At 63.7% G+C, this 24,235-nt stretch carries 20 protein-coding genes; 5 read left to right on the top strand and 15 right to left on the bottom strand.

Features of this window, described 5'->3' with window-relative positions; genetic code table 11:
• Positions 1–32: 32 nt before the first annotated feature.
• Genes lptF through HWW87_RS22545 form a run of 3 tightly spaced genes read left to right on the top strand, consistent with a single transcriptional unit; the run spans position 33 to position 2,690 of the window.
• Positions 33–1,127: an LPS export ABC transporter permease LptF gene (gene lptF, locus HWW87_RS22555; RefSeq protein ID WP_175822225.1), complete on the top strand. Its 1,095-nt coding sequence runs from the start codon at positions 33–35 to the stop codon at positions 1,125–1,127.
• Positions 1,128–1,130: 3 nt separating this feature from the next.
• On the top strand, positions 1,131–2,279 hold the full coding sequence (gene lptG, locus HWW87_RS22550) for an LPS export ABC transporter permease LptG (RefSeq protein WP_034208149.1): 1,149 nt from the start codon (positions 1,131–1,133) through the stop codon (positions 2,277–2,279).
• 27 nt (positions 2,280–2,306) lie between these two features.
• Positions 2,307–2,690 (top strand): CbiX/SirB N-terminal domain-containing protein, encoded by a 384-nt coding sequence (locus tag HWW87_RS22545; RefSeq protein ID WP_175822224.1) that lies wholly within the window; start codon positions 2,307–2,309, stop codon positions 2,688–2,690.
• Between the two features lie 112 nt (positions 2,691–2,802).
• Here the strand turns inward: HWW87_RS22545 and cobA are convergent, their stop codons facing one another.
• From cobA to HWW87_RS22515, 6 genes are all read right to left on the bottom strand, one after another.
• Positions 2,803–3,555, bottom strand: a complete 753-nt coding sequence (cobA, locus tag HWW87_RS22540) for a uroporphyrinogen-III C-methyltransferase (protein ID WP_175822223.1) — start codon at positions 3,553–3,555, stop codon at positions 2,803–2,805.
• 60 nt (positions 3,556–3,615) lie between these two features.
• Entirely contained in the window at positions 3,616–4,932 is a 1,317-nt protein-coding gene (locus HWW87_RS22535; RefSeq protein ID WP_175822222.1) for a sulfate adenylyltransferase subunit 1, read from the bottom strand.
• A 22-nt stretch (positions 4,933–4,954) separates the two neighbouring features.
• On the bottom strand, positions 4,955–5,917 hold the full coding sequence (gene cysD / locus HWW87_RS22530; RefSeq protein ID WP_175822221.1) for a sulfate adenylyltransferase subunit CysD: 963 nt from the start codon (positions 5,915–5,917) through the stop codon (positions 4,955–4,957).
• A 76-nt stretch (positions 5,918–5,993) separates the two neighbouring features.
• Entirely contained in the window at positions 5,994–6,743 is a 750-nt protein-coding gene (locus tag HWW87_RS22525) for a phosphoadenylyl-sulfate reductase (protein WP_175822220.1), read from the bottom strand.
• The gene (locus tag HWW87_RS22520; protein ID WP_175822219.1) at positions 6,740–7,297 is read right to left on the bottom strand and encodes a DUF934 domain-containing protein; all 558 of its coding nucleotides are present in this window, start codon (positions 7,295–7,297) and stop codon (positions 6,740–6,742) included. The genes HWW87_RS22525 and HWW87_RS22520 overlap by 4 nt, the downstream gene beginning before the upstream one ends.
• A gap of 25 nt (positions 7,298–7,322) precedes the next feature.
• Entirely contained in the window at positions 7,323–9,002 is a 1,680-nt protein-coding gene (locus HWW87_RS22515) for a nitrite/sulfite reductase (RefSeq protein WP_175822218.1), read from the bottom strand.
• Between the two features lie 216 nt (positions 9,003–9,218).
• Here HWW87_RS22515 and HWW87_RS22510 point away from each other — a divergent pair, with 216 nt between their 5' ends.
• Together HWW87_RS22510 and HWW87_RS22505 are read left to right on the top strand one after the other, a co-directional pair.
• Positions 9,219–10,160 carry a CysB family HTH-type transcriptional regulator gene (locus tag HWW87_RS22510; protein WP_174432512.1) on the top strand — a complete coding sequence of 314 codons (942 nt, stop codon included), beginning with the start codon at positions 9,219–9,221 and terminating at the stop codon, positions 10,158–10,160.
• A 133-nt stretch (positions 10,161–10,293) separates the two neighbouring features.
• Positions 10,294–11,451, top strand: a complete 1,158-nt coding sequence (locus tag HWW87_RS22505) for an ABC transporter substrate-binding protein (RefSeq protein WP_175822217.1) — start codon at positions 10,294–10,296, stop codon at positions 11,449–11,451.
• 932 nt (positions 11,452–12,383) lie between these two features.
• Here HWW87_RS22505 and HWW87_RS22500 read toward each other — a convergent pair.
• The 9 genes from HWW87_RS22500 to trbF form a co-directional block, all read right to left on the bottom strand.
• A complete protein-coding gene (locus tag HWW87_RS22500; protein ID WP_175822216.1) occupies positions 12,384–13,100 on the bottom strand; it encodes a SprT family zinc-dependent metalloprotease in 717 nt (238 codons plus the stop codon).
• The gene (locus HWW87_RS22495) at positions 13,100–16,252 is read right to left on the bottom strand and encodes an HsdR family type I site-specific deoxyribonuclease (protein ID WP_175822215.1); all 3,153 of its coding nucleotides are present in this window, start codon (positions 16,250–16,252) and stop codon (positions 13,100–13,102) included. Before HWW87_RS22495 ends, HWW87_RS22500 begins: the two co-directional genes overlap by 1 nt.
• 28 nt (positions 16,253–16,280) lie before the next feature.
• The gene (locus HWW87_RS37235) at positions 16,281–17,960 is read right to left on the bottom strand and encodes a restriction endonuclease subunit S (protein ID WP_244107324.1); all 1,680 of its coding nucleotides are present in this window, start codon (positions 17,958–17,960) and stop codon (positions 16,281–16,283) included.
• A complete protein-coding gene (locus HWW87_RS22485) occupies positions 17,957–20,464 on the bottom strand; it encodes a type I restriction-modification system subunit M (RefSeq protein WP_175822214.1) in 2,508 nt (835 codons plus the stop codon). The genes HWW87_RS37235 and HWW87_RS22485 overlap by 4 nt, the downstream gene beginning before the upstream one ends.
• 70 nt (positions 20,465–20,534) lie before the next feature.
• Complete coding sequence (locus HWW87_RS22480; RefSeq protein ID WP_175822213.1) at positions 20,535–20,936, bottom strand: helix-turn-helix transcriptional regulator; 402 nt, start codon at positions 20,934–20,936, stop codon at positions 20,535–20,537.
• 78 nt (positions 20,937–21,014) lie between these two features.
• The gene (locus HWW87_RS22475; RefSeq protein WP_175822212.1) at positions 21,015–21,233 is read right to left on the bottom strand and encodes a DUF2274 domain-containing protein; all 219 of its coding nucleotides are present in this window, start codon (positions 21,231–21,233) and stop codon (positions 21,015–21,017) included.
• Complete coding sequence (locus tag HWW87_RS22470) at positions 21,230–22,519, bottom strand: TrbI/VirB10 family protein (protein WP_175822211.1); 1,290 nt, start codon at positions 22,517–22,519, stop codon at positions 21,230–21,232. Before HWW87_RS22470 ends, HWW87_RS22475 begins: the two co-directional genes overlap by 4 nt.
• A gap of 2 nt (positions 22,520–22,521) precedes the next feature.
• Positions 22,522–23,511, bottom strand: a complete 990-nt coding sequence (trbG, locus tag HWW87_RS22465; RefSeq protein ID WP_175822210.1) for a P-type conjugative transfer protein TrbG — start codon at positions 23,509–23,511, stop codon at positions 22,522–22,524.
• Positions 23,508–24,212, bottom strand: a complete 705-nt coding sequence (gene trbF / locus HWW87_RS22460; protein ID WP_175822209.1) for a conjugal transfer protein TrbF — start codon at positions 24,210–24,212, stop codon at positions 23,508–23,510. Before trbF ends, trbG begins: the two co-directional genes overlap by 4 nt.
• Positions 24,213–24,235 lie beyond the last annotated feature (23 nt).

The raw sequence follows: 24,235 nt of genomic DNA, 5'->3' as shown, positions 1-24,235 counted from the left end.
GTGCGCCGCCTCCCGCCCTCTTCTCATCAAGAATGATCTTCGAACGCTCCCTCCAGCGCGAGCTTGCGTATACGGCTGGCGCCGTGTTCATGGTGCTGCTCACGATCATGCTCACGACGATGATGATTCGCATCGTCGGCTACGCCGCGTCCGGCGAAATCGATCCGCGGGACGTGCTCGTGCTGATCGGCCTGACCGTGATCGGCTACCTCGCCGTGATGCTCGTCGTCACGCTGTTCGTGTCGATCCTGTTCGTGCTGACCCGGTGGTACCGGGACTCCGAAATGGTGGTGTGGCTCGCGTCGGGCGTGAGCCTCACGCGCCTCATCAAGCCGATCGGCATGTTCGCCACGCCGATCATCCTGCTGATCACCTTCTTCGCGTTCGTCGGCTGGCCGTGGTCGAACCAGCAGAGCAAGATGATCCGCGCGCGCTTCCAGCAGCGCGACGAGATCTCGCTGCTCGCACCCGGCCAGTTCCGCGAATCGGCCGCGAACCATCGCGTGTTCTTCATCGAGAAGATGTCGCCCGACCAGAGCAAGGTGCAGAACGTATTCGTCACGTCGACGGAAAACGGCAAGCTCAACGTGGTCGTGTCGCAGACGGGCCATACGGAAACCTCGAAGGACGGCGATCGTTTCGTCGTCCTCGAAGACGGCCGCCGCTACGACGGCACGCCCGGCCAGCCGAACTTCAAGATCATGGAGTTCGAGCGCTACGGCGTGAAGATCACCAGCAAGCCGGTCGTCAACGTTCAGACCACCAACAGCACGCCCACGCCCGACCTGCTGCACAACCCGACGCGCGACAACCTCGCGGAATTCGCGTGGCGCGCGGGCCTGCCGCTGATCGCGCTGAACCTGATGGTGCTCGGCATCCCGCTCGCGTACCAGAACCCGCGCCGCAGCCGCACGATCAACCTCGTGATGGCCGTGCTGATCTACCTCACGTACTCGAACCTGCTGAACGTCGTGCAAGCGCAGATCGAGCAGGGCAAGATGTCGTTCGGCGTGGGTCTCGTCGGGCTGCACGTGCTCGTCGCGGCGATCGTCGCGTTCATTTTCTGGTTGCGCGTGCGCAATCGTCCGTTGTTGACACGCGCGCTGTTCGGCCGCTCGGGAGCATGATCGATGCGGCTCTATGAAAAGTACTTCGCGCGGCAGATCTACATCACGTTCATCTTCATCCTGTTCGCGTTCTCCGGTCTGTTCTTCTTCTTCGACCTGATCAGCGAACTGAATTCCGTCGGGCACGGCAACTACAAGTTCGGCTACGCGGTGCTGCGCGTCGCGCTGCAGACGCCGTCGCGCTTCTACGAGATCATCCCGGTCGCCGCGCTGATCAGTGCGATCTACGTGTTCGCGCAGATGGCCGCGAACTCGGAATTCACGATCTTCCGCGTGTCGGGCCTCGCGACCAACCAGGCGCTGCGCTCGCTGCTGAAGATCGGCGTGCCGCTCGTGATCGTCACCTACCTGATCGGCGAATTCGTCGGCCCGTACGCCGACCAGCTGTCCGAACGCGTGCGGCTGCAGGCGCTCGGCGCGTCCGTGTCGTCGAACTTCCAGTCGGGCGTGTGGGTGAAGGACACGCTCGCGGCCCGCGAGAACGGCGAGCAGGTCACGCGCTTCGTCAACGTCGGCAGCCTGTCGCCCGACTCGACGATCAGCAACGTGCGCATCTACGAATTCGACTCGAAATTCCAGCTGCAGAACGTGCGGATCGCGCAAACCGGCCGCTACGAGCCGCCCGGCCACTGGCTGCTGAAGGGCGTCACCGAGACGGAGCTGACGCCGATCAAGCCGGTCAGCGGCCAGCCGGCCGATGCGCTGAACCCCGTGTACCGGTCGCAGCAGGTGTCGCTGCCCGAATACCGGCTGCGGTCCGACCTGACGCCGCAGATCCTGTCGGTGCTGCTCGTGTCGCCGGAGCGCATGTCGATCATCAACCTGTTCCGCTACATCCAGCACTTGCGCGAGAATCAGCAGGACACGCAGCGCTACGACATCGCGCTGTGGCGCAAGCTGCTGTATCCGTTCGCGGTGTTCGTGATGCTCGTGCTGTCGCTGCCGTTCGCGTACCTGCACACGCGGGCCGGCGTGGTCGGCGTGAAGGTGTTCGGCGGCATCATGCTCGGCATGAGCTTCCAGCTGCTCAACACGCTGTTCTCGCACATCGGTACGCTGAACACGTGGCCCGCGCCGCTCACTGCGGCGACGCCGGGCCTGATCTATCTCGCGCTCGGCCTGTTTGCGCTCAAATGGGTCGACCGGCACTGAGCGCCGCGTCGCGACGGAGGCTTCGACATGCATTCGCACGGTATCGTCCTGTTCGGCCACGGCGCCCGCGACCCGCGTTGGGCCGAACCGTTCGAGCGGCTCGCCGCGCGGCTGCGCGGCGCCGGCTCCCCTGCCGCGCAGGTGTCGCTCGCGTTCCTCGAACTGATGACGCCGTCGCTCGCTGAGGCCGTGGCCGCGCAAGTCGCGGCCGGCTGCACGCGCATCACCGTGGTGCCCGTGTTCTTCGGCCAGGGCGGCCATGTCCGCCGCGACCTGCCGCAGCTCGTCGACGCATGCCGCGCCGCGCATCCGGGCGTCGAGATCCGCTGCGCGACGGCCGTCGGCGAAAACGACGGCGTGCTCGACGCGGTCGCGCGCTATTGCATCGATCAGGTCGGTCGCGACGCGTAAGCGAAGCGATGGCCCCAAATAAAAAAACGCTGGCTTCGGAAGCCAGCGTTTTTTTTGCCCACGGTCCAGCGGCATGCGATGCGCCGCTCGCCGCGCAGGCCGCTACATCGACTCAAGCCGCATTGCGCAACGCATCGCCCTCTTTCGCCGCGAGCTGCGTGCGTTCGGCGAAGGCATCGCCGATCATCAGTAGGCTCGGTTCCGCGGGATCGAGCCACGCCTGCGCGTCGCCGGCCGCCATCTGCGCGAGCGTCAGCGTCAGCGTGCGTTCGCGCGCGGTGCTGCATGCCTCGACGATCGCCACCGGCGTCGCCGGCGCACGGCCGGCGTCGATCAGTTCCTGCGCGATGCCGGGCGCGCTGTCGCGGCCCATGTAGTAGACGATCGAATCGGCGCGCGCGGCTTCGCGGATCTCGTCGCTGCCCGGTGCGCGGCTGTGCGTCGCGAACGCGACGCTGCGCGACACGCCGCGCAACGTGAGCGAACGCTTCAGCGTCGCCGCGCCGGCCAGCGCCGCGGTGATGCCCGGCACGACCTCGTAGTCGATGCCGGCCGCCTCGAGCGCACGCATTTCCTCTTCGGCGCGGCCGAACAGCATCGGGTCGCCGCCCTTCAGCCGCACGACGCACGCATGCTCGCGCGCCGCATCGACGATCTGCTTGTTGATGAAATGCTGCGCGGTCGAGCGCTGCCCGCAGCGCTTGCCGACCGCGATCTTCCGCGCGTTCGGCGCATAGTCGAGCATCGCGGGCTCGACCAGCGCGTCGTGCAGCACGACGTCGGCCTGCTCGAGCAGCCGCATGCCGCGCACCGTGATGAGGTCCGCGGCGCCTGGCCCTGCTCCGATCAGATATACCTTGCCCATGTTTGTCGCTTCGCTAGGGTCCTGCCGCGGCGGCCGGTTCGCCGCCGCGCAGATTGACGATTACGCCGAGAACGCGCGGATCATGCCCGCGGCGACCGTGTGATGCGTCGCCTCGTCGATCAGCACGAACGCGCCCGTACCGGGGTGCGCATCGTACGTGTCGCAGACGATCGGCTTCTGCAGCGTCAGCGCCACGCGGCCGATGTCGTTCATCTTCAGATCCTGGCGGTCGGTCGCGTGCGACAGCGTATGCACGTCGAGCACCTGCTTGACCGCGCCGATCTTCGCGAACACCGTGCTGGTGGTCTGCTTCAGCAGGTACTTGCGCTGCGGCGACAGCGGCGTCTCGTCGAACCAGCACAGGTCGGCCTCGAGCTTCTTGGCCGGCTCGACCGGCTCGGCGGTCGTGACGAACATGTCGCCGCGCGACACGTCGACGTCCTGTTCGAGACGGATCGTCACCGTCTGGCCCGCGAACGCGTGCGCGACCGATGCGGTGCCGCCCGGCACCGGCGCGACGATCTCGGCGATCGTCGCGGTGCGGTTCGACGGCAGCACGATGATTTCATCGCCGACCTTCACCTCGCCCGACTCGATCCGGCCCATGTAGCCGCGGAAATCGTCGGCCGAGCTGCCGTCCTGGCGCGCGACCCACTGCACCGGGAAGCGCAGCGCGTCGTGCGCCTGCGTCTCGACCGGCAGCGACTCGAGCACGTCGAGGAGCGGCTCGCCCGCATACCACGGCATGCGCTCGCTCGCGCCGACGATGTTGTCGCCCTTCAGCGCCGATACCGGCACGAAGCGCACGTCGGTCAGGCCGAGCTGCTTCGCGAGCGCGACGTACGCATCGCGGATCTCGTTGAAGCGCGCCTCGCTGTAGTCGACGAGGTCCATCTTGTTGATCGCGACGATCACATGCTGCAGCCCGAGCAGCTTGACGATCGCGCTGTGGCGCTTGGTCTGCGGCAGGAGGTGCACGACGCCGTTCTCGACCGTGATGCGGGTCGCGTCGATCAGCACGATCGCCGCGTGCGCGGTCGACGCGCCCGTCACCATGTTGCGCGTGTACTGCTCGTGGCCCGGCGTGTCGGCGATGATGAACTTGCGCTTCGCGGTCGCGAAGTAGCGGTACGCGACGTCGATCGTGATGCCCTGCTCGCGCTCAGCTTCCAGCCCGTCGGTCAGCAGCGCGAGGTCGAGCTCGTCGCCGACCGTGCGCTTGTTCTTCGCACGCGACAGCGCGGACAACTGGTCGGACAGCACGGCCTTGCTGTCGTACAGCAGGCGGCCGATCAGCGTGCTCTTGCCGTCGTCGACGCTGCCCGCGGTGATGAAGCGCAACACGCCGAGGTCTTCGGTGTTCTCGATGATGCTCATGATGTGAATGTCCTCGTGTGCTTCAGAAATAACCTTGCTTCTTGCGCTGTTCCATTGCGGCTTCGGACGCCTGGTCGTCCATCCGGGTCGCGCCGCGCTCGGTGATCTCGGTCACCGCCGTCTCGGCGATGATCTTCTCGACGTCGTCCGCGTCGCTCTCGACCGGGCACGTGCAGCTGATGTCGCCGACCGTGCGGAAGCGCACCTGCGCCAGCTCGCTCGTCTCGCCGTCACGCATCGGCGTGAGCGGCGTGACCGGCACGAGCAGCCCGTTGCGGCGCACGATCTCGCGCTCGTGAGCGTAGTAGATCGACGGCAGTTCGAGGTTCTCGCGCGCGATGTACTGCCACACGTCGAGCTCGGTCCAGTTCGAGATCGGGAACACGCGCAGATGCTCGCCCTTGTGCAGGCGGGCGTTGTACAGGCTCCACAGTTCCGGGCGCTGCGCCTTCGGATCCCACTGGCCGAATTCGTCGCGGAACGAGAAGATCCGCTCCTTCGCGCGCGCCTTCTCTTCGTCGCGGCGCGCGCCGCCGATCAGCGCCGTGTAGCCGTGCTGTTCGATCGTCTCGAGCAGCGTGACGGCCTGCGCGGCGTTGCGCGAATCGGTCTCGCGGCGCAGCACGACCGTGCCGCGCTTGATCGAATCCTCGACGTGGCCGACCACCAGCTCGGCGCCGAGCTCTTGTGCACGGCGGTCGCGGAAGTCGATCACTTCCTCGTAGTTGTGGCCCGTGTCGATATGCACGAGCGGGAACGGCAGCGTCGTCTTGCGGTTCGCGCCGAGGCCGAACGCCTTCAGCGCCAGATGCAGCACGACGACCGAATCCTTGCCGCCCGAGAACAACAGCGCCGGCTTGCTGCATTCGGCAACGAGTTCACGCAGGATGTGGATCGACTCGGCTTCAAGCCAGTCGAGGTGGCCCATGCGGCTGTCGGCGCCGGTGGGCGGGGCAAAGGCGGATTGCTCGAGCGTCGTGCTCATGATTTCAGTCCTTCTCTTCTGGGTTCGTGCCGCCCGCTGTCGCGGGCGGCGCAATATTCAGTTTCTTGTCGGGCGTTCAGTGCGCGGCGCCGGCTTCGGCGCTCGCGGGAATCGGCGTGATCGTGATGTGCAGCCCGCATTCCTTCGTGTCGCGCGACTCCCACCACCAGCGGCCCGCGCGGCTGTCCTCGCCGGGACGGATCGCGCGCGTACACGGCTCGCAGCCGATGCTCGGATAGCCGCGCGCATGCAGCGGGTTGACCGGCACGTCAAACGCGTTAAGGTACGCCCACACGTCGGCTTCCGTCCAGTCGGCGAGCGGGTTGTACTTCGCGATCCCGCGCGCGTCGTCCTGTTCTTCCTCGTGCAGCTCTGCGCGCGTGACCGACTGTTCGCGGCGCTGGCCCGTCACCCACGCGCCGACATCCGCCAGCGCGCGGTTCAGCGGCTCGACCTTGCGGATGTGGCAACACGACTTGCGCAGCTCGACGCTCTCGTAGAACGCGTTCAGGCCGTGCTCGGCAACGTATTGGTCGACCGCGGCCTGCTGCGGGTGGAACTGCTCGATCTCGTAGCCGTAGCGCTCGCGCACGCGGTCGATCATGCCCAGCGTTTCCGCGTGCAGGCGGCCCGTGTTCAGCGAGAAGATGCCGATCGACACGCCCTTCGACAGGATCGCGTGCGTGAGCAGCATGTCTTCCGCGGCGAGGCTGCTCGCGAATTTCACCTTGTCATGACGGGCGCCGATCTGCGCGAGCAGCGCGTCGAGGCGCTCGACCTTCGCGGCGAGTTCCGGCGTCAGTTCGGTGGCGGTCGCGGTGCTCATGCGCTCACCTTGACGTCGGGCGTCGCTACGTCGGCCGCATCGGCGCGGCGGCGGAACAGCGGCGCCGGCTCGTCGAACGCACCCTGGTAACGCTGCGTGAATTCCGTGAACGCATTCAACGCGTCGTGGATGTCCTTGTCGGCACGCACCGCGAATGCGTCGAAGCCGCAACGCGACATGTACAGCAACTGGTCGCGCAGCACGTCGCCGATCGCGCGCAGCTCGCCGGTCCAGCCATGACGTTCGCGCAGCAGGCGCGCGATGCTGTAGCCGCGGCCGTCCGCGAAGCGCGGGAAGTCGACCGCGATCAGCGAGATCGCGCCGAAGTCGGTCACGAGATCGGCCGGCTCGCTGTCCGGCACGAGCCACACGCCGAGTTCGTCCTTCGTCTTCGCGGCGACGAGCGCCGCACGCTCGGCCTGCCACAACGCGAACGGCACCAGCACCTTGCCGGCCGGCAATGCGTCGACCGCGGGCAGCGCGCCGTCTTCCGCCGCGCGCACGACCTGCCATGCGTCGTCGATCACTGCGCGATTCTTGATAATCGAAGCCATCTGCAAATTCCTTCTACCCGGTTGGTTACGCGTTCACTGCTTGGCGCGCCGCATACACGCGCTCCTTGAACGGCGCGATGCCGATGCGATCGTACGTGTCGACGAAGCGCTCGCCGTCGATGCGCGCATCGACGAACGTGTCGATCAGCTTTGCGATCACGTCAGGCACTTGTTCCGCCGAGAACGACGGCCCGATCACGCGGCCGAGGCGCGCGCCGTTGCGGCCCGTGCCCTGCTCGCCGCCGAGCGACACCTGGTACCACTCTGCGCCGTCCTTGTCGACGCCCAGGATGCCGATGTTGCCGACGTGGTGATGACCGCACGAGTTCATGCAACCGGAAATGTTCAGCGACAGGTCGCCGAGGTCGTACACGTAGTCCAGATCGTCGAAACGCTGCTGGATCGCGAGCGCGATCGGGATCGACTTCGCGTTCGCGAGCGAGCAGAAGTCGCCGCCCGGGCACGCAATGATGTCGGTCAGGAGGCCGATGTTCGGCGTCGCGAAACTGGCCGCCTTCGCCTTTTCCCACAACGCGAACAGGTCGCGCTTCTTCACGTTCGCGAGAATCAGGTTCTGCTCGTGCGACACGCGCAGTTCGCCGAGCGAGTACGCGTCGGCCCAGTCGGCGACCAGATCCATCTGCGCGTCGGTCGCGTCGCCCGGGGCCACGCGGTGATCCTTCAGCGACAGCGTGACGGCGGCATAGCCCGCCACCTTGTGCGGCGCGACGTTACGCTCGACCCAGCGCGCGAACGCCTTGTTCTCGAGCAGGTGCTGTTCGAACGACGCGTCGGTGTCGGCCAGCTTCTCGTAGACGGGCGGCTGGAAGTACTGCGACACGCGGTCGATTTCGGCCTGCGTGAGCGTCGACGGGCCGTCCTTCAGGTGCTGCCACTCCTCCTCGACCTGCTGCGCGAACTTCGCCGGCGACAGCGCCTTCACGAGGATCTTGATGCGCGCCTTGTACAGGTTGTCGCGGCGGCCATAACGGTTGTACACGCGCAGCACGGCTTCGCAGTACGTGAGCAGGTGCTGCCACGGCAGGTCTTCCTTGATCACCGCGCCGACGATCGGCGTACGGCCGAGGCCGCCGCCCGCGAGGATGCTCGCGACCACGTCGCCCTGCGCGTTCTTCTTCAGGCACACGCCGAGGTCGTGGATCTGCACGGCCGCGCGGTCATGCTTCGACCCCGACACGGCGATCTTGAACTTGCGCGGCAGCCACGCGAATTCGGGATGGAACGTCGACCACTGGCGCAGGATCTCGGCCCACGGGCGCGGATCGATCTCTTCGTCCTGCGCGACGCCGGCGAACTGGTCAGCGGTGATGTTGCGGATGCAGTTGCCCGACGTCTGGATGCCATGCATCTGCACCGACGCGAGCTTCGCGAGGATCTCGGGCGTGTCTTCCAGCTCGATCCAGTTGAACTGGATGTTCGAGCGGGTCGAGAAGTGGCCGTAGCCGCGGTCGTGTTCGCGGGCGATGCGGGCCAGCATCCGGAGCTGGTCGCTGCGCAGGTTGCCGTACGGAATCGCGATGCGGTGCATGTACGCGTGGCGCTGCATGTACAGGCCGTTCTGCAGGCGCAGCGGACGGAACTCGTCTTCGCTCAACTCACCCGACAGGCGGCGGCGCACCTGATCGCGGTATTGGGCAACACGCTCGTCGACGATCGTCTGATCGTACTGGTCGTACTGGTACATTCGGGGACCCCAGGGTTTTCGTGGTGACCGCGCGACGTCCTAGCCACGCCGCGCTCGAATCTCCGTTTCGCCGCCATCGCCGGCCATCCGCTGCGTGGCTGGATTGCTAATGACGAAAACAGATATCCATATTTGAAAAACTCCGGTGAATCGTAATAAACTCGCCTTATATTTCAAACGACTAAAAAATTCTGTTGATATGCGAAAGGGTTATAAATGAACCTGCACCAATTTCGCTTCGTGCGCGAGGCCGTCCGGCAGAATTTCAACCTCACCGAGGCCGCCAAGGCGCTCTACACGTCGCAACCGGGGGTATCGAAGGCGATCATCGAGCTCGAGGACGAGCTGGGCGTCGAGATCTTCACGCGGCACGGCAAGCGCGTGCGTTCGCTCACCGAGCCGGGCCGGATCATCCTCGCGTCGGTCGAGCGGATTCTTCAGGAGGTTGAAAGCCTCAAAAGGGTCGGAAAAGATTACGCGGCGCAGGATCAGGGCAACCTGACCATCGCGGCGACCCACACACAGGCCCGCTACTCGCTGCCGGCCGCGATCGCCGAGTTCAAGAAGCGCTTCCCGAAGGTGCACCTGTCGATCCTGCAAGGCAGCCCGACGCAGGTGGCCGAGATGGTGATCCACGACCAGGCAGATCTCGCGATCGCGACCGAGGCGATCTCCGACTACAAGGAGCTCGTGTCGCTGCCCTGCTTCCAGTGGCACCACGCGGCCGTGGTGCCGCCCGACCATCCGCTGCTCGAACGCAAGCCGGTCACGCTGGACGATCTTGCGCAATACCCGCTGATCACGTACGACGACGCGTTCGCGGGCCGCAAGAAGATCAACCATGCGTTCGCGCTGCGCGGGCTGTCGCCGGACATCGTGCTCGAGGCGATCGACGCCGACGTGATCAAGACCTATGTCGAACTCGGCCTCGGCGTCGGCATCATGGCCGACATCGCGTTCAATCCCGAGCGCGATCGCGGCCTGCGGCTGATCCCGGTCGGCCACCTGTTCGGCAGCAACGTGACGCGCGTCGCGCTCAAGCAGGGCGCCTACCTGCGCAGCTATGTGTATACGCTGGTCGAACTGCTGTCGCCGACGCTGAACCGCAAGCTGATCGAGCAGGCGCTCAAGGGCGAATCCGAATCGTACGAGCTGTAAGCGCCCCCAGAGCTGCGCCAGGCCCCCGAGAGGGCCTGGAAATTTGGCGCGGCCCGGCGTTTTCTTGAGCCCGCGTGTATAAACCCAGGGGCGCCTATCGCGCCCCTTTTTGTTGCCCGACGGAGATTCCCGCATGACGCTTCCCGCCCTGCTGCGCCGCGCCGCCGGCGCCGCTCTCGTGCTGGCCTGCGCGGCCGCGCATGCCGACCTGAAGGTCGGCGTCGACCTGTCGTCAACCGGCCCGGCCGCCACGATCGGCATCACGAGCAAGAACGCGATCCTGATGTGGCCGAAGACGATCGCCGGGCAACCCGTGCAGGTCACGGTGCTCGACGACGCGTCCGACCCGGGCGCCGCGGTACGCAACATCCGCAAGCTGGTCGACGAGGATCACGTCGACGTCGTGGTCGGGCCGAACATCACGCCGGCCGCGCTCGCGGCGCTCGACGCGGTGGCCGCCGCGCAGACGCCGATGATCACGCTGGTCGGCTCGGGCGCGATCGTCGAGCCGCAGGAAGGCGCGCGGACCTGGGCGTTCAAGATGGCGCAGAGCGACCGCGCGATGGCCGACGTGATGACGCGCTACATGGCCAACCACGGCGTGAAGACGGTCGGCTTCATCGGCTTCGCGGACAGCTACGGCGACAGCTGGCTCAACGAATTCACGCGCTTCGCGGAGCTGCGCAAGATCCGCGTGGTCGCGACCGAGCGCTTCAACCGCACCGACGCGAGCGTGACGGGCCAGGCACTGAAGCTGATCGCGGCGAAACCCGATGCGATCCTGATCGCGGGCTCGGGCACGCCGGCCGTGCTGCCGCAGCGCACGCTGATCGAGCGCGGCTACAAGGGTGCGGTCTACCAGACGCACGGGATCGCGACGCCGGAATTCATCAAGCTCGGCGGCAAGGACGTCGACGGGACGCTGTTCCCGACCCAGCCGGTGGTCGTCGCGCGCACGCTGCCGGCCGACCACCCGGCCCGCAAGGCCGCGCTCGCGTTCGTCGATGCGTACGAGGCGAAGTACGGCACCGGCACGGTCACGCAGTTCGCGGGCGATGCGGCGGGCGTCTATCCGCGCCTCGCCGACGCGGTCGGCCGCGCGCTGAAAGCCGCGCAGCCCGGCACGCCCGCGTTCCGCGCGGCGCTACGGCGCGAGCTCGAACGCGCGCACGAGCTCGTCGTGCCGAACGGCGTCGTCAATACGAGCGACAAGGATCACGTGGGGCTCGACCAGCGCGCGAGCGTGATGGGAATCGTGAAACAGGGCCGGTTCGTGTACCTGAGCCAGTGACGAACGGTCGGACGGCTTGCCCGGTCCCTCGTTTTCAGCCATAATCCGCGTTTCGCCGCGCACGACCACGTGCGCAGCCAGAAACAAGCCCAGGTGGTGAAATTGGTAGACGCAGGGGACTCAAAAATAGGTACTTGTACCTATGGTTAGGTTGGGTTCATCGTCCGTCGAGCCGCATCAGGCAAGGATTTGGAAGGAAATCAGGCAGTTGGCCGAAAAGCTCGCTTTTCAGCCCAAGATCCAGCTAGGAGCCAGGCCGACGCAGGTTGGCTCTTAGTAGGTAGTAGAAAGATTGCGTCACGCCCGAGTGGTGAAATTGGTAGACGCAGGGGACTCAGACCAAATTTGAGCCCTCTCGAAGAAATTCTTGAGGTGAAGCCCGTCAAACTCGGCGAAGGCCCTGGACGTAGTAAGTCCGAGCTAATACCGAGCCAAGCCCTCGGATCGAAAGATCCAAGGGAAGGTGTAGAGAGCAGACGGCGGGCACCTAAGGCAAAGCCGTAACACGCGGAGCTATGGTGAAGGCGTGCTCCAGACCACGAACGCCGCTTCTTCGGAAGCGTCGGCGGCGAAAGCCGAAGTGGGAAGAAAATCCCCCGCCGCAAGGCGTGCCGGTTCGATTCCGGCCTCGGGCACCAATTCAAAAGCCGCCTCTGTTCAACCAGGGGCGGCTTTTTCATTCATGCAGTTTCAAAATCGCTCCACTCGATCATCAACAGCTCACGCAAGTCCCCGTGGTTAAAGGGATTTGCAGTGATCGACATGGGCCTTTACCGTCGCCTCTACCGTCAGAAACGCACATCTTTTGCTCGCGCGGGAGATGAGCAATTTGCTGGGCGACGACTCTGGTGACACCACTATCAATCAAATCAAATGGTACCTAACGCAGGGGACAACACCAAGGTGTTTCCCGCCAACGACAACAACCATTGTCAGTAGTCCCATGCTTCATGTCTAACCGGCAGCCGGTTCAGTTCACGCCGTCGCTCCTCCCACTCCGGTAGGAACGTGCGCATAAGCGCCTTGAAGCGCTCGTTGTGGGTGGGCTCCAACAAATGTACGAGTTCATGCACCACGATGTATTCAAGACATCCGGGGGGTTTCTTGGCCAGCTCCGTGTTGAGGCGTATCGATCTGCGGACCGGCGAACAGCTTCCCCACTTCGTCTTCATGTGTTGGACATGGACGCGGGGGGCATCCAGCCCGAGGGTACGGCTCCACTCGGCGACCAGTGTTGCGGCGCGCAATCTGACCTGATCCCTGTACCACCGCGCCAGCAGAGCATCTTTGGTTTCTGCGTCAGCGTTCGGTCGTATCGTGAGCACCAGCGTTCTATGGCGAAGGTCGACCGACGGGGTCGCATCCATCTCAATCAACTTCAGCAAGTAGCGACGCCCCCAGACATAGTGGCTCTCGCGCTCTAGATACTCGCGTGGGGCCTCTCTCTCCTGGGCCACCATATTCTCGCGCTGCGCCTTGATCCAGGCGAGTTTGGATAGCGCGAAAACACGGACCGTATCGAGTGCCATGTATCGTGGCGCCGAAATGCGAACCCGACCCTTGGGCGGCAACACCGTCAGATGCACATTGCGGATGTCCTTGAATACGACATCCGCTTCGATCTCCCCCAAAGTGATGCGGGATGGCATCAGTACTCGCCCTGCGCCTTGACGATCAGAAAGATTCGCTCGACCTGCTCGGCCTCCTGCAGTAATGCAAAGAGAGCTGCTTTGATCGCGTTTTCCTTGGCAGGATTCCCCCGCCACCCATCCGGCCGAACGGCCTTGACGATCTGGTCGATACGCAACGCCAGCGCCAACGCGGGATCGGCGGTCCCGGCGCCATAAGGCGACGTCGGCTCAGCCCCATGCTGCACAGATTTCGCCGCCAGCCAAGGCTGCAGGTTGTTGTAAAGCGCCCGCCGCCCAGGTGTCGTCAGTTCGATAGGCGAGTCCTCTGCTTTGCCCTCCTCCACCTGCTGCACCAATTTCGCGATGTGCTGTAGGTACTGTTCGTATTCCTCCGCCTTCTCCTTGCGCTGCTTGATGATGCTGTCTAGCAATGCCGACATGCGCTCGTAGAACGCCGGGTCGTTCAGGTGCTCCCTGACGATCTTGCTGCGCACGTTGTTCTCGATCGTCTCCGCAATCGCGTCGCGGTTGCCCTTCAGTTCACCCAGCTTGGCAGCGATCGCATTAGCGATGCCCGTCTTAACGATCAAGTCCAGCAGCCCAACCCCCTCGAATGGCGAGATCTGCCGTGGCTCATCGGCCTCGATGTAGGTGTCGATCAGGTGTCGCATATCAGCCTCGTAAGGCTTCAGGTCCAGCGTCTCACCGCTGGCCTTGCGTACGATCTCGCGCAGCTTCACGTAATGGTCCAGCAGCCCACGCAGACGGGAAGCATCGGCTTCGGAGTAGCCCGCCGCCCCCAACTCATCGGCTACGTTCGCCCAGGCACGCAGCAGCGCAACCACGCCCTTGTAGAGCATCACGCGCTGCGGCTCGTGGGCTGACAGGTCAGCCGCAATTTCGGTGTTGCCGCAAAAGTAGCGGATGTGCTCCAACTCGCCGCGCGGTGGCGCCACGGGTTCGCACAACAGGGCCAGGGCCTCCACCGCGTCGTCCAGCCGCTTGCGACCGGTGTCCAGCCTGGCCTTCATCATCACCTCGGGATCGGCGCCGCCCGCGCTATGATCCAACTCCGAGGTATAGACGGCGATGGCCTTCTCCACCTTCTTGAACAGGTCCTTGTAGTCGACGATGAAGCCGAACTCCTTGTCCTCGCCGTCCAGTCGGTTGGTGCGGCAGATGGCCTGAAATAGACCATGGTCCTGCATGGACTTGTCGATGTAGAGGTAGGTGCACGGCGGCGCGTCGAAGCCGGTGAGTAGTTTGTCCACCACCACTAGCAGCTTCATGTTGGCCGGCTCCTTGGCGAACAGGGCCTTGGCCCATTCCTCGTAGGTCTCGGTGGCGTTCATGCCCGGCTTGGCTTCCACGTCCTTCAACAGCTCGGTATAGGTGTTGAAGATGAACTGCTTGTCGCTTTCGGTATTGGCACCCACCTCTTCGGTGGTCACGTCCTTGGCCAGCGGGTTGTACGAAGTGACGATGGCGCACTTGCCCTTGAAGCCGGTGCCGGCCGCATTGAACAGCGTGAAGTACTTGCAGGCCTCGTAAATGCTGGAGGCCACCAGGATGGCGTTACCCCGTCCGCTGGACAGCCGGGGCTTGCCGAACTTAGTGACACTGAAGTCGAACTTGATGTCGTCCACTACGCGCTGCATACGCGAGCGAGAACTGAGCACATGTTGCATCGTGCCCCACTTAGCTTTGAGCTCGTTCTTCTGCCAGGGATTCAGGTCTTCGGTCGCCGCGTCGAACCAGGCGTCGATCTTCGCGGGAGAACCCAGCCGCTGGTCGATGTCGCGCGCCTCGTACACCAGGTCCAGCACCACCTCGTCTTCCACCGCCTCGCTGAACTTGTAGGTGTGGATATAGCCGCCGAACACCTCCAGGCTGGACTGCTTGTCGGCCTTGAGCAGCGGTGTGCCGGTGAAGCCTATGAACACCGCCTCGGGCATCAGCGCCTTCATCACCCGGTGCAGCCGGCCACTCTGGGTGCGGTGACATTCGTCCACGAACACAAACAGCTCGCCCACAGCCGCTGCGGGCTGCGCCTCCAGTTCCTTGATGAAGGCCTCGAACTCGCGCTTGTCGCGACCCCGGGCCTCCACGCCGAACTTGTGCACCAGCGAGCACAGCAGGCGCGGCGCGGGCTGCGCCAGTTGGGTCATCAGGTCACGCCCGCTGCGGCTGCGGTGCAGCTTCTCGCCTGAGTCGGTGAACACGCGCTGGATCTGCTTGTCCAGTTCGTCCCGGTCGGTCACGATCACCACTCGCGCCTGCGGCCGGTGCTCAAGAATCCAACGCGCAAGCAGCACCATCACAATGCTCTTGCCGCTGCCTTGCGTGTGCCACAGAATGCCGCCCTTTTGCTCCCTCACATGGGCCTGCGCCGCCTTGATGCCGAAGTACTGGTGCACACGCGGCAGCTTCTTCACGCCGCCGTCGAACAGCACGAAGTCGTGCATCAGTTCAACCAGACGCGTCTTGTCGCACAACTTCATCAGGTACTTGTCCAGCTTGAAGCGGTTGTTGTCGGACTCGTCTTCCTTCCATTTCAGGAACATTTTCTCCGACGTGCCAACAGTGCCGTAGCGCAGCCCCTCCGAATCGTTGCCAGCAAAGACGAACTGCACCGTGCTGAAAAAGGCTTCATGGAACATCGGTAACTGGTTCGAGAGACATTGACGGATGCCGTCGCCCACCGACACGCGGCTGTTCTTCAGCTCGATCACGCCGATGGCGATGCCATTGGTGTACAGAACCAGATCGGGCCGGCGCGTGCGATCGCCCTTGAGCGTCACCTCTTCGGCGAAGGCAAAGTCGTTCGCTTCCGGGTTCTGCCAGTCGATCAATTGCACCGTCTCGGTCGGCGCACCAGCCGCAGTCTTCACCGGTACGCCGTAGCGCAACAGGCCGTATACGGCCTGGTTGTTTGCATACAGTGTGCGGTGGTAATTGCCGGCTTCGGCGCGAATGCGCAGCAGTGCGGCGCTGATCTGCGTGGGCGTGGCGCCGCGCTGATGCAGCCAAGGCGAAAGCAAGTTCTCTTCGATATTTGTGTTGCCTTCGCGGTCCGACCAGTCGCCGAGGTAGCGCCAGCCCAGTTGATCGCGAAATAGCGCCACTACTCGGTTCTGGGTAGCACGTTCCACTTGTCCGATCGTTGTCATGCTGGGGCTCCTCCTTGGCAACGGCCGATCAGCTGCTGAGCAGCACCTGGCACTCGGCAATGGCGATCGCGATGTTGTTGTCCGAAAACAGTTCGCGAGACAGCTTGGGTATCCATTCCGGATGCGCGGCGATGACGCGCTTAACGCTGGCGACGTCGGCTGGCTGACCCTCTGCAGCTAGGTCCACCATCGCCATGTCCACCGTCGCCAGCAGTTCCAGGTCGTCGGTCTTGCGGTAGTGGACCTGCTCCAGCCAATCAAGCACAGTCGTGCCGTACCACTGCTCGAAATAGTGCTGCGCCTGCTCGATCTTGTCGCCAGCGACAAAGCCCTCGTATTTGTCGTTGCGCAGCGCCCGTACATAGCCGTTCTTAAGCGCAATCGCTTCCGGACCCTTGTACTTGGTGTTCGGATCGTAGGGACCTGCGGCCTTCTTCAGATAGCCCCCGGCGCGGCCTTCGGCGTGGCGGTGCAGCAGATACATCAGCTTCACACGGCGCTTGCGGGGCAACGGGAATTGCTCGCTGCCGAAACGCTTTGCCAGTACGCCGATGACCACGGCTTCGTTGATCTGCCAGTTGTGGGCTGACCGAGGCGAGGACGGCCTGGCGTTCGCAGCCTTAGCTGACGACAGAGGAATGACATTGGAGACAGGTCGCACCAGACGAATACGGCCAGTCAGCAGTTCTTGCATCATCCCTTGCTTGATGTGCCGAACTTTCTCGATCCGGGCCTCGACATCATCGATCTCAGCATCCATGGCGGAGAGTGCATCAGCAATCGCCTGCTGCTCATCTCGCTCTGGATGATCAATCTCAATCGAGTCAATGACTTTAGCGCTCAAGCTAGGCACGCCGGACGCCTCGTTGTGGCGCATCCAGTCAATTAAACAAAATCTGTAGAACAGAAACTTCGCGACGTTCGGATGATGAACTTCCGTATAGAACAACGTATCGACGGACCAAAAAGGGGTCTCCATGTATTGTGGCTGATCAATCGTTCCTTTTCGACCGATTAACACCGAGGGCTTGTCATGTAGAAACTGCCTTGCCCAGCCAATTTGGCCGCCAGATGCCAAGATCGGGTACTCACCAGATTCGCACTCGACCAACTTCTGGCTGCGTCCATGTCGAACCGATAAAAGTTTCCCGAGGGGATTTCGCTTCCAGGGGGCCAGAAACCCCGGCAGGCGCGTCTGGCCCGTGAGCAGTTCCTGCATGGCGCCCTTTCTGATCTGGCGCTTCTTGTCCAACAGCAGCGTCAGAGATTCGATGAGGGCGTCTGCATCGGAGAGCGCTCCGGCGATGGCCTCTTGCTCGGCATTGCTGGACGGAAGCGACACAGATAGCTCGTGCAGATCATTTCTGTTTACTCCGGGTACGCCACTCTTTCCGCTGTGACTTGCATAATCAATAGTGCGGAGTAGATACGAAACAAATCGAACATCGTTTCCATGAAAATCACGCACATAGAGCGTGGTATTGAGTGGCCAAAAATCCTGTTGTACCAAAAACACTGCCCCGATCGTCCCGTAGCGACCGGTTACCACTCCTGGGCCGCTCACTTTAGCCTCTGAGTGAAACTCTTCAATGCCTGAAGACGTCACGATGGGAACCTCGCCTGGTAGCCTTAAGCGATGAGGCAGATCGAAGCCGCGCTGTAGCGTCACGATGTTTCCCAGGCGATCGATTTTCCAAGGCAAACTCACGATGCGAACCCCATCTTCTCAAGTTGCCGGTTCACCCGCGCCTCCAGTTCCGCCACGCGCTTAGTCAAGCGCGGCAGTGGCACCTCATACCTCGCCGCCAGTTCCTTGACCCGCGCGGTGAGCTGCTGGCTCAGACGGTCCATCTCACCGTGCACTGCCGCGTCCAATGTGGCGAGCCATTTGTCGTCCACCACCAACGCCTGCACTTCTGCCTCGGTAAGTTTGGGGTACTGGGAATAGGCCGCCCCATCCAGCGCGGCATCAGCTTCTTTCACCCGCTTCTTCAACGCCGACTCTTCGGCAGCCAGCTTCAGCCAGTCCAGCAGCACGCGCAGTTCGTCACTGATGGCGTCATCGGGTTCGTTGGCTGCTGTAACCCCACGTTTTCCAAGCTTGGCAGCCTTGATCTCGACCTTGAGTTCGTCTTCGATCTCGCGCAGCCGGTCCTTCACCGCCACCGCGTTGATCTTGTCGAAGCTGCCGAAGGCTGCGTCCTCCTCGCCGTGCTCTTCTTCCAGTTCAGCGAGCTTGGCGCTCACGCCTTCCTGCTCGGCCTGCAGGGCATCCAGCACGGCCTGCTCTTTGGCGAAGTAGCGTGCCACGATAAGCGCCTTGGGCACCAAGTCGCAGGCCCATCCCTTGTCTTTCTGCCGGCCCTTTTTGTCGGTTTCGATGACACGGTAGGTCTGGGCCTTCCAACCATCGGACGCGATCAGGTAGCAGTCGTCCTGCATCGTCCGCGCCCAGTAGTCCATCAGGTGCTGATAGACGGCGTAGGCATCGATCAGCGGCTGGCCCTGATAGTGGGCGAGCAAGCTTTCGGAGAGTTCGGTAATCACCTGTTTCGGCTTACAGCCAGGGTGCAGGGCCTTGAGCGCTTTCGTCTGCACGCTGCGCCAGTCGGCGAAATGCGCGTTCATCCGGTCGATGAAACCTGCAAACTGGGGATGCCCGTGAATAGTGGCCTTGATCGCGGCTTTTTCCACGGCCAGATCCAGATAACCGGGGCGGTTGGGCTTGAACAACGCGCGTTCGAGTTGCGGGCACACGGCCCAGTAGCGGCTAACCAGGCTATCGGGCGCGGTCACGTCGGCTTCGGGAATACCGCCGCGCAGATGGCCTTCGATGTCCTGCCGGTCTTCGGGCACCTGGCTTTCGATGTAACGCGCCAGGTTGAGGTTGTGCTCGTTCTTCTCGATCTCTTCCAGGCTGACCTGCCGGGCATAACGCGGCACTGTCTGGCGGCGCTGGAAAGCATCGACGATGCGGTGGAGGTCGCGCTCGCGCAGGCGGTTTTTAGGCCCGTCTTTCATGAAACCCTGGCTTGCGTCGATTATGAAGATGCCGGCACCAGCGGCCACGCGCTCGGCGGCGCGTGACTTGTCGATGACGACGATGCAGGCGGGGATGCCGGTGCCGTAGAACAGGTTGGCCGGCAGGCCGATGACAGCTTCGATGTAGCCCTTGCGAATCAGCGCGCGACGGATGTCGGCCTCGGCATTGCCGCGGAACAGCACGCCGTGCGGCAGGATGCACGCTGCACGGCCAGTGCTTTTGAGCGAGCGCACGATGTGCAGCAGATAGGCGTAGTCGCCCTGCTTGGCCGGCGGCACACCGAAGGCCTCGAAGCGCTGCCAGGGGTCGTATAGCGGGTCGACGCCCGTGCTCCAGCGCTTGTCGGAAAACGGCGGATTGGCCACCACGTAATCGAAAACTTTGAGGCTTTCGTTTCCAGCCTTGCCTTCGCGGAACTTGGGGTCAGCCAGGGTGTTGCCCTGCCTGATCTCTGCCGTGGGATTGTCGTGCAGGATCATGTTCATGCGCGCCAGGCCGCTGGTAGCGGAATCTTTCTCCTGCCCGTAGAGCGTGAGCTTGCTGTGTGCAGCGTCGGCCACCTTGAGCAGCAGCGAGCCCGAGCCGCAGGTCGGGTCGTACACGGTGGTGTCGGGCGTGGTCTTCACGCTGCCGATGCCTAGTACCTGAGCAATCACGCGGCTGACCTCGGCCGGCGTGTAGAACTGTCCCTTGCTCTTGCCACTCTCGGTGGCAAAGTGCTGCATCAGGTATTCGTAGGCATCGCCGAGGATATCGTCGCCGTCGGCACGGTTCTTCGAGAAATCCAGCGCCTTGCTCTCGAAAATGGCTACGAGGTCGGTTAGCCGATCCACCATCTCCTTGCCGGTACCGAGCTTGGTGGCGTCGTTGAAGTCCGGAAAATCGGACAGCGAGAGCTGCTCGTTTTCTTTGACCAGCGGGGCGATGATCTTCTTGTTGATCTTGTCGCCGATCTCTTTGTCGCCCTTGAGCCCCACCATGTCGGCGAAACTCGCGCCGGACGGGATAGTGAGAGGTTGGTACGGCTTGCCAGCGTACTTGTCACTGACGTACTTGATGAACAGCAGCACCAATACGTAGTCCTTGTACTGGCTGGCGTCCATGCCGCCGCGCAGAGCATCACAGCTCTGCCACAGCGATGAATAGAGTTCAGATTTCTTAAGAGCCATCAATTCTTTCCACAGCAGAAGACGAGCGCATGTGCGACTCTCTTAGCGTTAGTCGCCACCAGGCATACGATCACTTGAGGGGCCGTCCCGCCGACACGCGCGAAACCTTGCCTCCCCTTGCGCCACTCGTTCCCTTAAAGCGCGATTCGGAGCCAACCGACAGGCTGTCGCTACCTCGCCCCCTTTTTGGCAAGTTCGCATCTTGAACCTGCCTTCCCAAGGGGTCGTCCATCACCAGCAGATCCAGGTCACCATCGACCCCTAGTACCTGCATGACCGCCAGGTACGCCCCTATTGTCACTCCGGCATTACCTCTCTCAAGATTGCGCAGCGTTACTGCCGTCATTCCTGAGCGCTCCGCAAGATGTTTGGCGGTAAGGCGCCGCCGCAGCCGCGCCATACGCAAACGCTCGCCGAATTGCTGAATACGCAATTCGGCGACCTGTCCCAGAGCGGTAACTTTTTTGGCCATGGATGAAATTATTGCACGGCCATTGACGAAATAGAGAAAGAATAATATCTCTTTTCGATAGGGCTACGGGAGGCCTAGCTACCGCGCCCCCTTCCGAAACCCCCGATCCCCCGCCATGAACGTCTCGAGCATGTGCGGGATCAGCGTCGCCGCATCGACCGTCTTGCCGTAGGTCTGCGCGTGTAGCGCGGCATAGCGATCCAGTTCGGCTTTCAGGCTGGCCGGACATGCGAAGGTTAGCTTGATGCTCTCGGTCTTGGGCAGCGGCCCGAGCCGCAGCTTGCGCGTCGTGCTCATCGTGATGTCTCCCGGTTGAAGAACAGCGGTTGGTACGGCCGCAGCACTAGATCGCGGTTGACGATGATGCGAACCGGCAGGCCCGGCCGTTCGGTCAAGGTCGGCTGGATGTTTAGGTTGCGCCGGGTCATCTCTTGACCCGCCTGGTTCACGCTGTCCTGCAAGCTGTCTCGCCCAGCGATGATGACGCGATCGCCGTTCTGGCGGTTCTCGGGTGCGGCCAGTTCGGCGCCAACGCCCAATAGCGTGGTCAGCGCCGCACCGGCAAAGATGCGATCCCAATGCCAATCGACACCATCCTCCAGGCCGGCGTAGCCGGCCGGATCGGTGCCGGCTAGGTTGTCCAGGGTGAGCGAAGACGTGTCCGGCAGGATGACGCGATTCCACACCACCTGGACGCGGCTCTGCCCATAGGCGACCTGGCTGTTGTACTTGCCGAAGATGCGCGACCCTTGTGGGATCAGCAGATAGCGGCCGGTCGCCGTGTCATACACCGGCTCCGTCACCGTGCCGATCACGTCGCCCGGCAGGTCGGACTTGATACCTGTCACCAGCGCCGCCGCGATCACCGTCCCGGCCATCACCTGATACGGCGAGGTCGGCATTTGCAGGTTGCCGGAATTACGGGTTTCCGTGGTTCCGGTTTGCTGGAACGCCTCTTTCTGGTCCTGCCGGTTCTGCACAGCCGTCGGGTCGGCAGGCTGTGGCGCAGTCGAGGCCGGCCCGGCGGCCTGCGGGTCGAAGCCCGCTAGGCCGAGAGCCGGGGCGGCCGAAGCGGTCTGCGCCGGCGCAGCCGCAGCCTCAGCCCGCTGGTTGCTTGAGCGGAAGAACACCGACGATCCCGCGGCCGCTTCCGCCTCCTTACGCAGCGCATCGCGCTCGGCAGCCGCCGCATCCTGGCCAGGTGACGTGTAGCTGGCTACTGCCGGCTGCTGCGACTTCACGATGGCCGGCCCCAAGTCGCCAGGCAACGGCGGCCCGAGCTCCGGCACCTTCGGCGGCAGCTTGGAGTAGTCGGCGGGAAGCTGGTCGAGCCCTTCGGAGCGCGAGACGCGATCGACATTGTAAAGCTCGGCCGGTTCATTGCCGCCGCGCCGATGCGTCGGCTGCAACGACCACATCGTTGCGCCCAGCACGGCGACGCCCAGGCCGCCGGTCAACAGCGCCAGCGTGCGTCGATTCAGGCGCGTGACCGGCCGTGGCTGTGCCCGCAGAGCCACATTCTCCGGCGCGATCTTCGGCGCGGCATCAGGGATGGGCACGTCCGGGGTTTCGTCCTGGCTCATGGTCAGTTCCCCCGCGTGGCATCTGTGCGCTCAATACGGACCACGTCGCCCTTGTCACCGCCCAGGCGCAGTTCGGCCGCGCCGAACAGTCGATCCACGATGTAGTACGGCGAGCGGAAGCGGTAGTTCACCAGTTGCCCGTCACCCTGCGCGCCAATGACGAACAACGGCGGCAGCTCGCCTTGTGCGATGCCCGGCGGAAACTGGACATAGACCTTCTCGCCATCGTCAAAGGCGCGCAGCGGCTTCCACGGCGGGTTGCTGCCGCTGACCGCGTAGCGAAAGCGGATCTTCTCCAGCGACAGACCGGTATCGACCGGCGCGGCGGCTTGGGCGGCCCGATCCTGACGCTGCAACGCGAGCATCTGGTCTTTCGGGTACTCCCACGACACCGACGCCATCCATGCCTTGTCCGTCGAGGTCAGCTCGATCAGGTAGGTGCGCCGGCTAGTGGTGATGACCAGGTTCGTCTTGAGGCCCGAGCGAATGGGCTTCACCAGCACGCTCACGTGTAGCGCGTTGCCGGCACCGCTGGACGTGTCGCCGACGATCCAGCGCACGGTGTCGCCAGCGGCGACCGTCACCAGTTCCTCGCCGGGCTGGAGCGAAATCACGGTCACGCGCCCCGGTGCGGCATAGACCTGATACAGCGCGCCATCGGTGAAGGGCCAGACTTGGATCGCGTTGACGTAGCCCTCGCGCGTGGGCGCTATGCGCGCCTCGGTGTTGGCGCGCGACACGCGCACGGTTTCGTCAGCCGGCTCCGGCACGGGCTTGGCCTCGTCCGCCTCAGGGAGCGGCTTCATCTGCGCGGGCATCGGCGGCACCTTCGGCACCTCCACCACTTCGACCGGCTTGGGCGGTTCGGGCAGCGGCTGCGCCTGCACCGGCTCATCGAGCGAGATGCGCGGCGGCGGCATACCCTGCGAGGCGCAGCCCGACAGGACTGCCACGGTCAGAACGGAAACGTAGATACGGAAATGCGGGTTCATGGCTTGGCTCCTTCGGACGCATCGAGTTCGCGGCTCCACGACAGGCCGTTGGCGTAGATGCCCAGCGGGTTCTTGCGCAGGCGTTGCTCGGTGCGCGGGGTTTGCAAGACGATGGACACCACGGCGTTCCAGCGTTCGGTGCCAGCCGGTGCGCCGTTGACGAATCGCTGCTCGGTCCAGCGCACGTTGAACGACGAGTCGCTGGCGCGAACGACGCTGGTGATCTGCACCGTCACCGACTCCTTGCCGACGCGGGCGAACGGATCGTTCTTGCTGGCGTAGTCGTTGAGCACGGCCGCGCCGCGGTCGGTGGTGTAGTCGTAGGCGTTGAGCCAGTTCTGCCGCACCACGATCGGGTCGATGGAGAGCGAGCGAACGAGCGTGATGAAGTTCGCCAGGTGGTAGGCGATCTGCGCATCGGCGGGCCGGTACGGTGTGGCGGCTTCGCCGACCGCGCGCACCTGGCCGGTTTTATCCACTTCCACCACGTAAGGCGTGACGATGGACTGCGCCGAGCGCCAGACCAGGCCGCCAGCCATCAGCAGCGCGAGCACGAGGCAGCCGAAGGCCATCAACCGCCAGTTCTTCGCCTGCACGCGGGCCGAGCCGATGCGCTCGTCCCACACCTGCGCGGCGGCTTGATACGGAGTGGCAGGCTGCGGCGTGTCGGCGTAGCGCACCTGAGGTCGCTTGAATCGCATGGTTGGTTCTCCTCAAGAATCGC

The sequence above is a fragment of the Burkholderia sp. BCC0419 genome (assembly GCF_902830285.1).
GTDB lineage: Bacteria > Pseudomonadota > Gammaproteobacteria > Burkholderiales > Burkholderiaceae > Burkholderia.
Note: the sequence above shows the minus strand (reverse complement) of the source record. Positions and strands in the feature narration are given on the sequence as shown.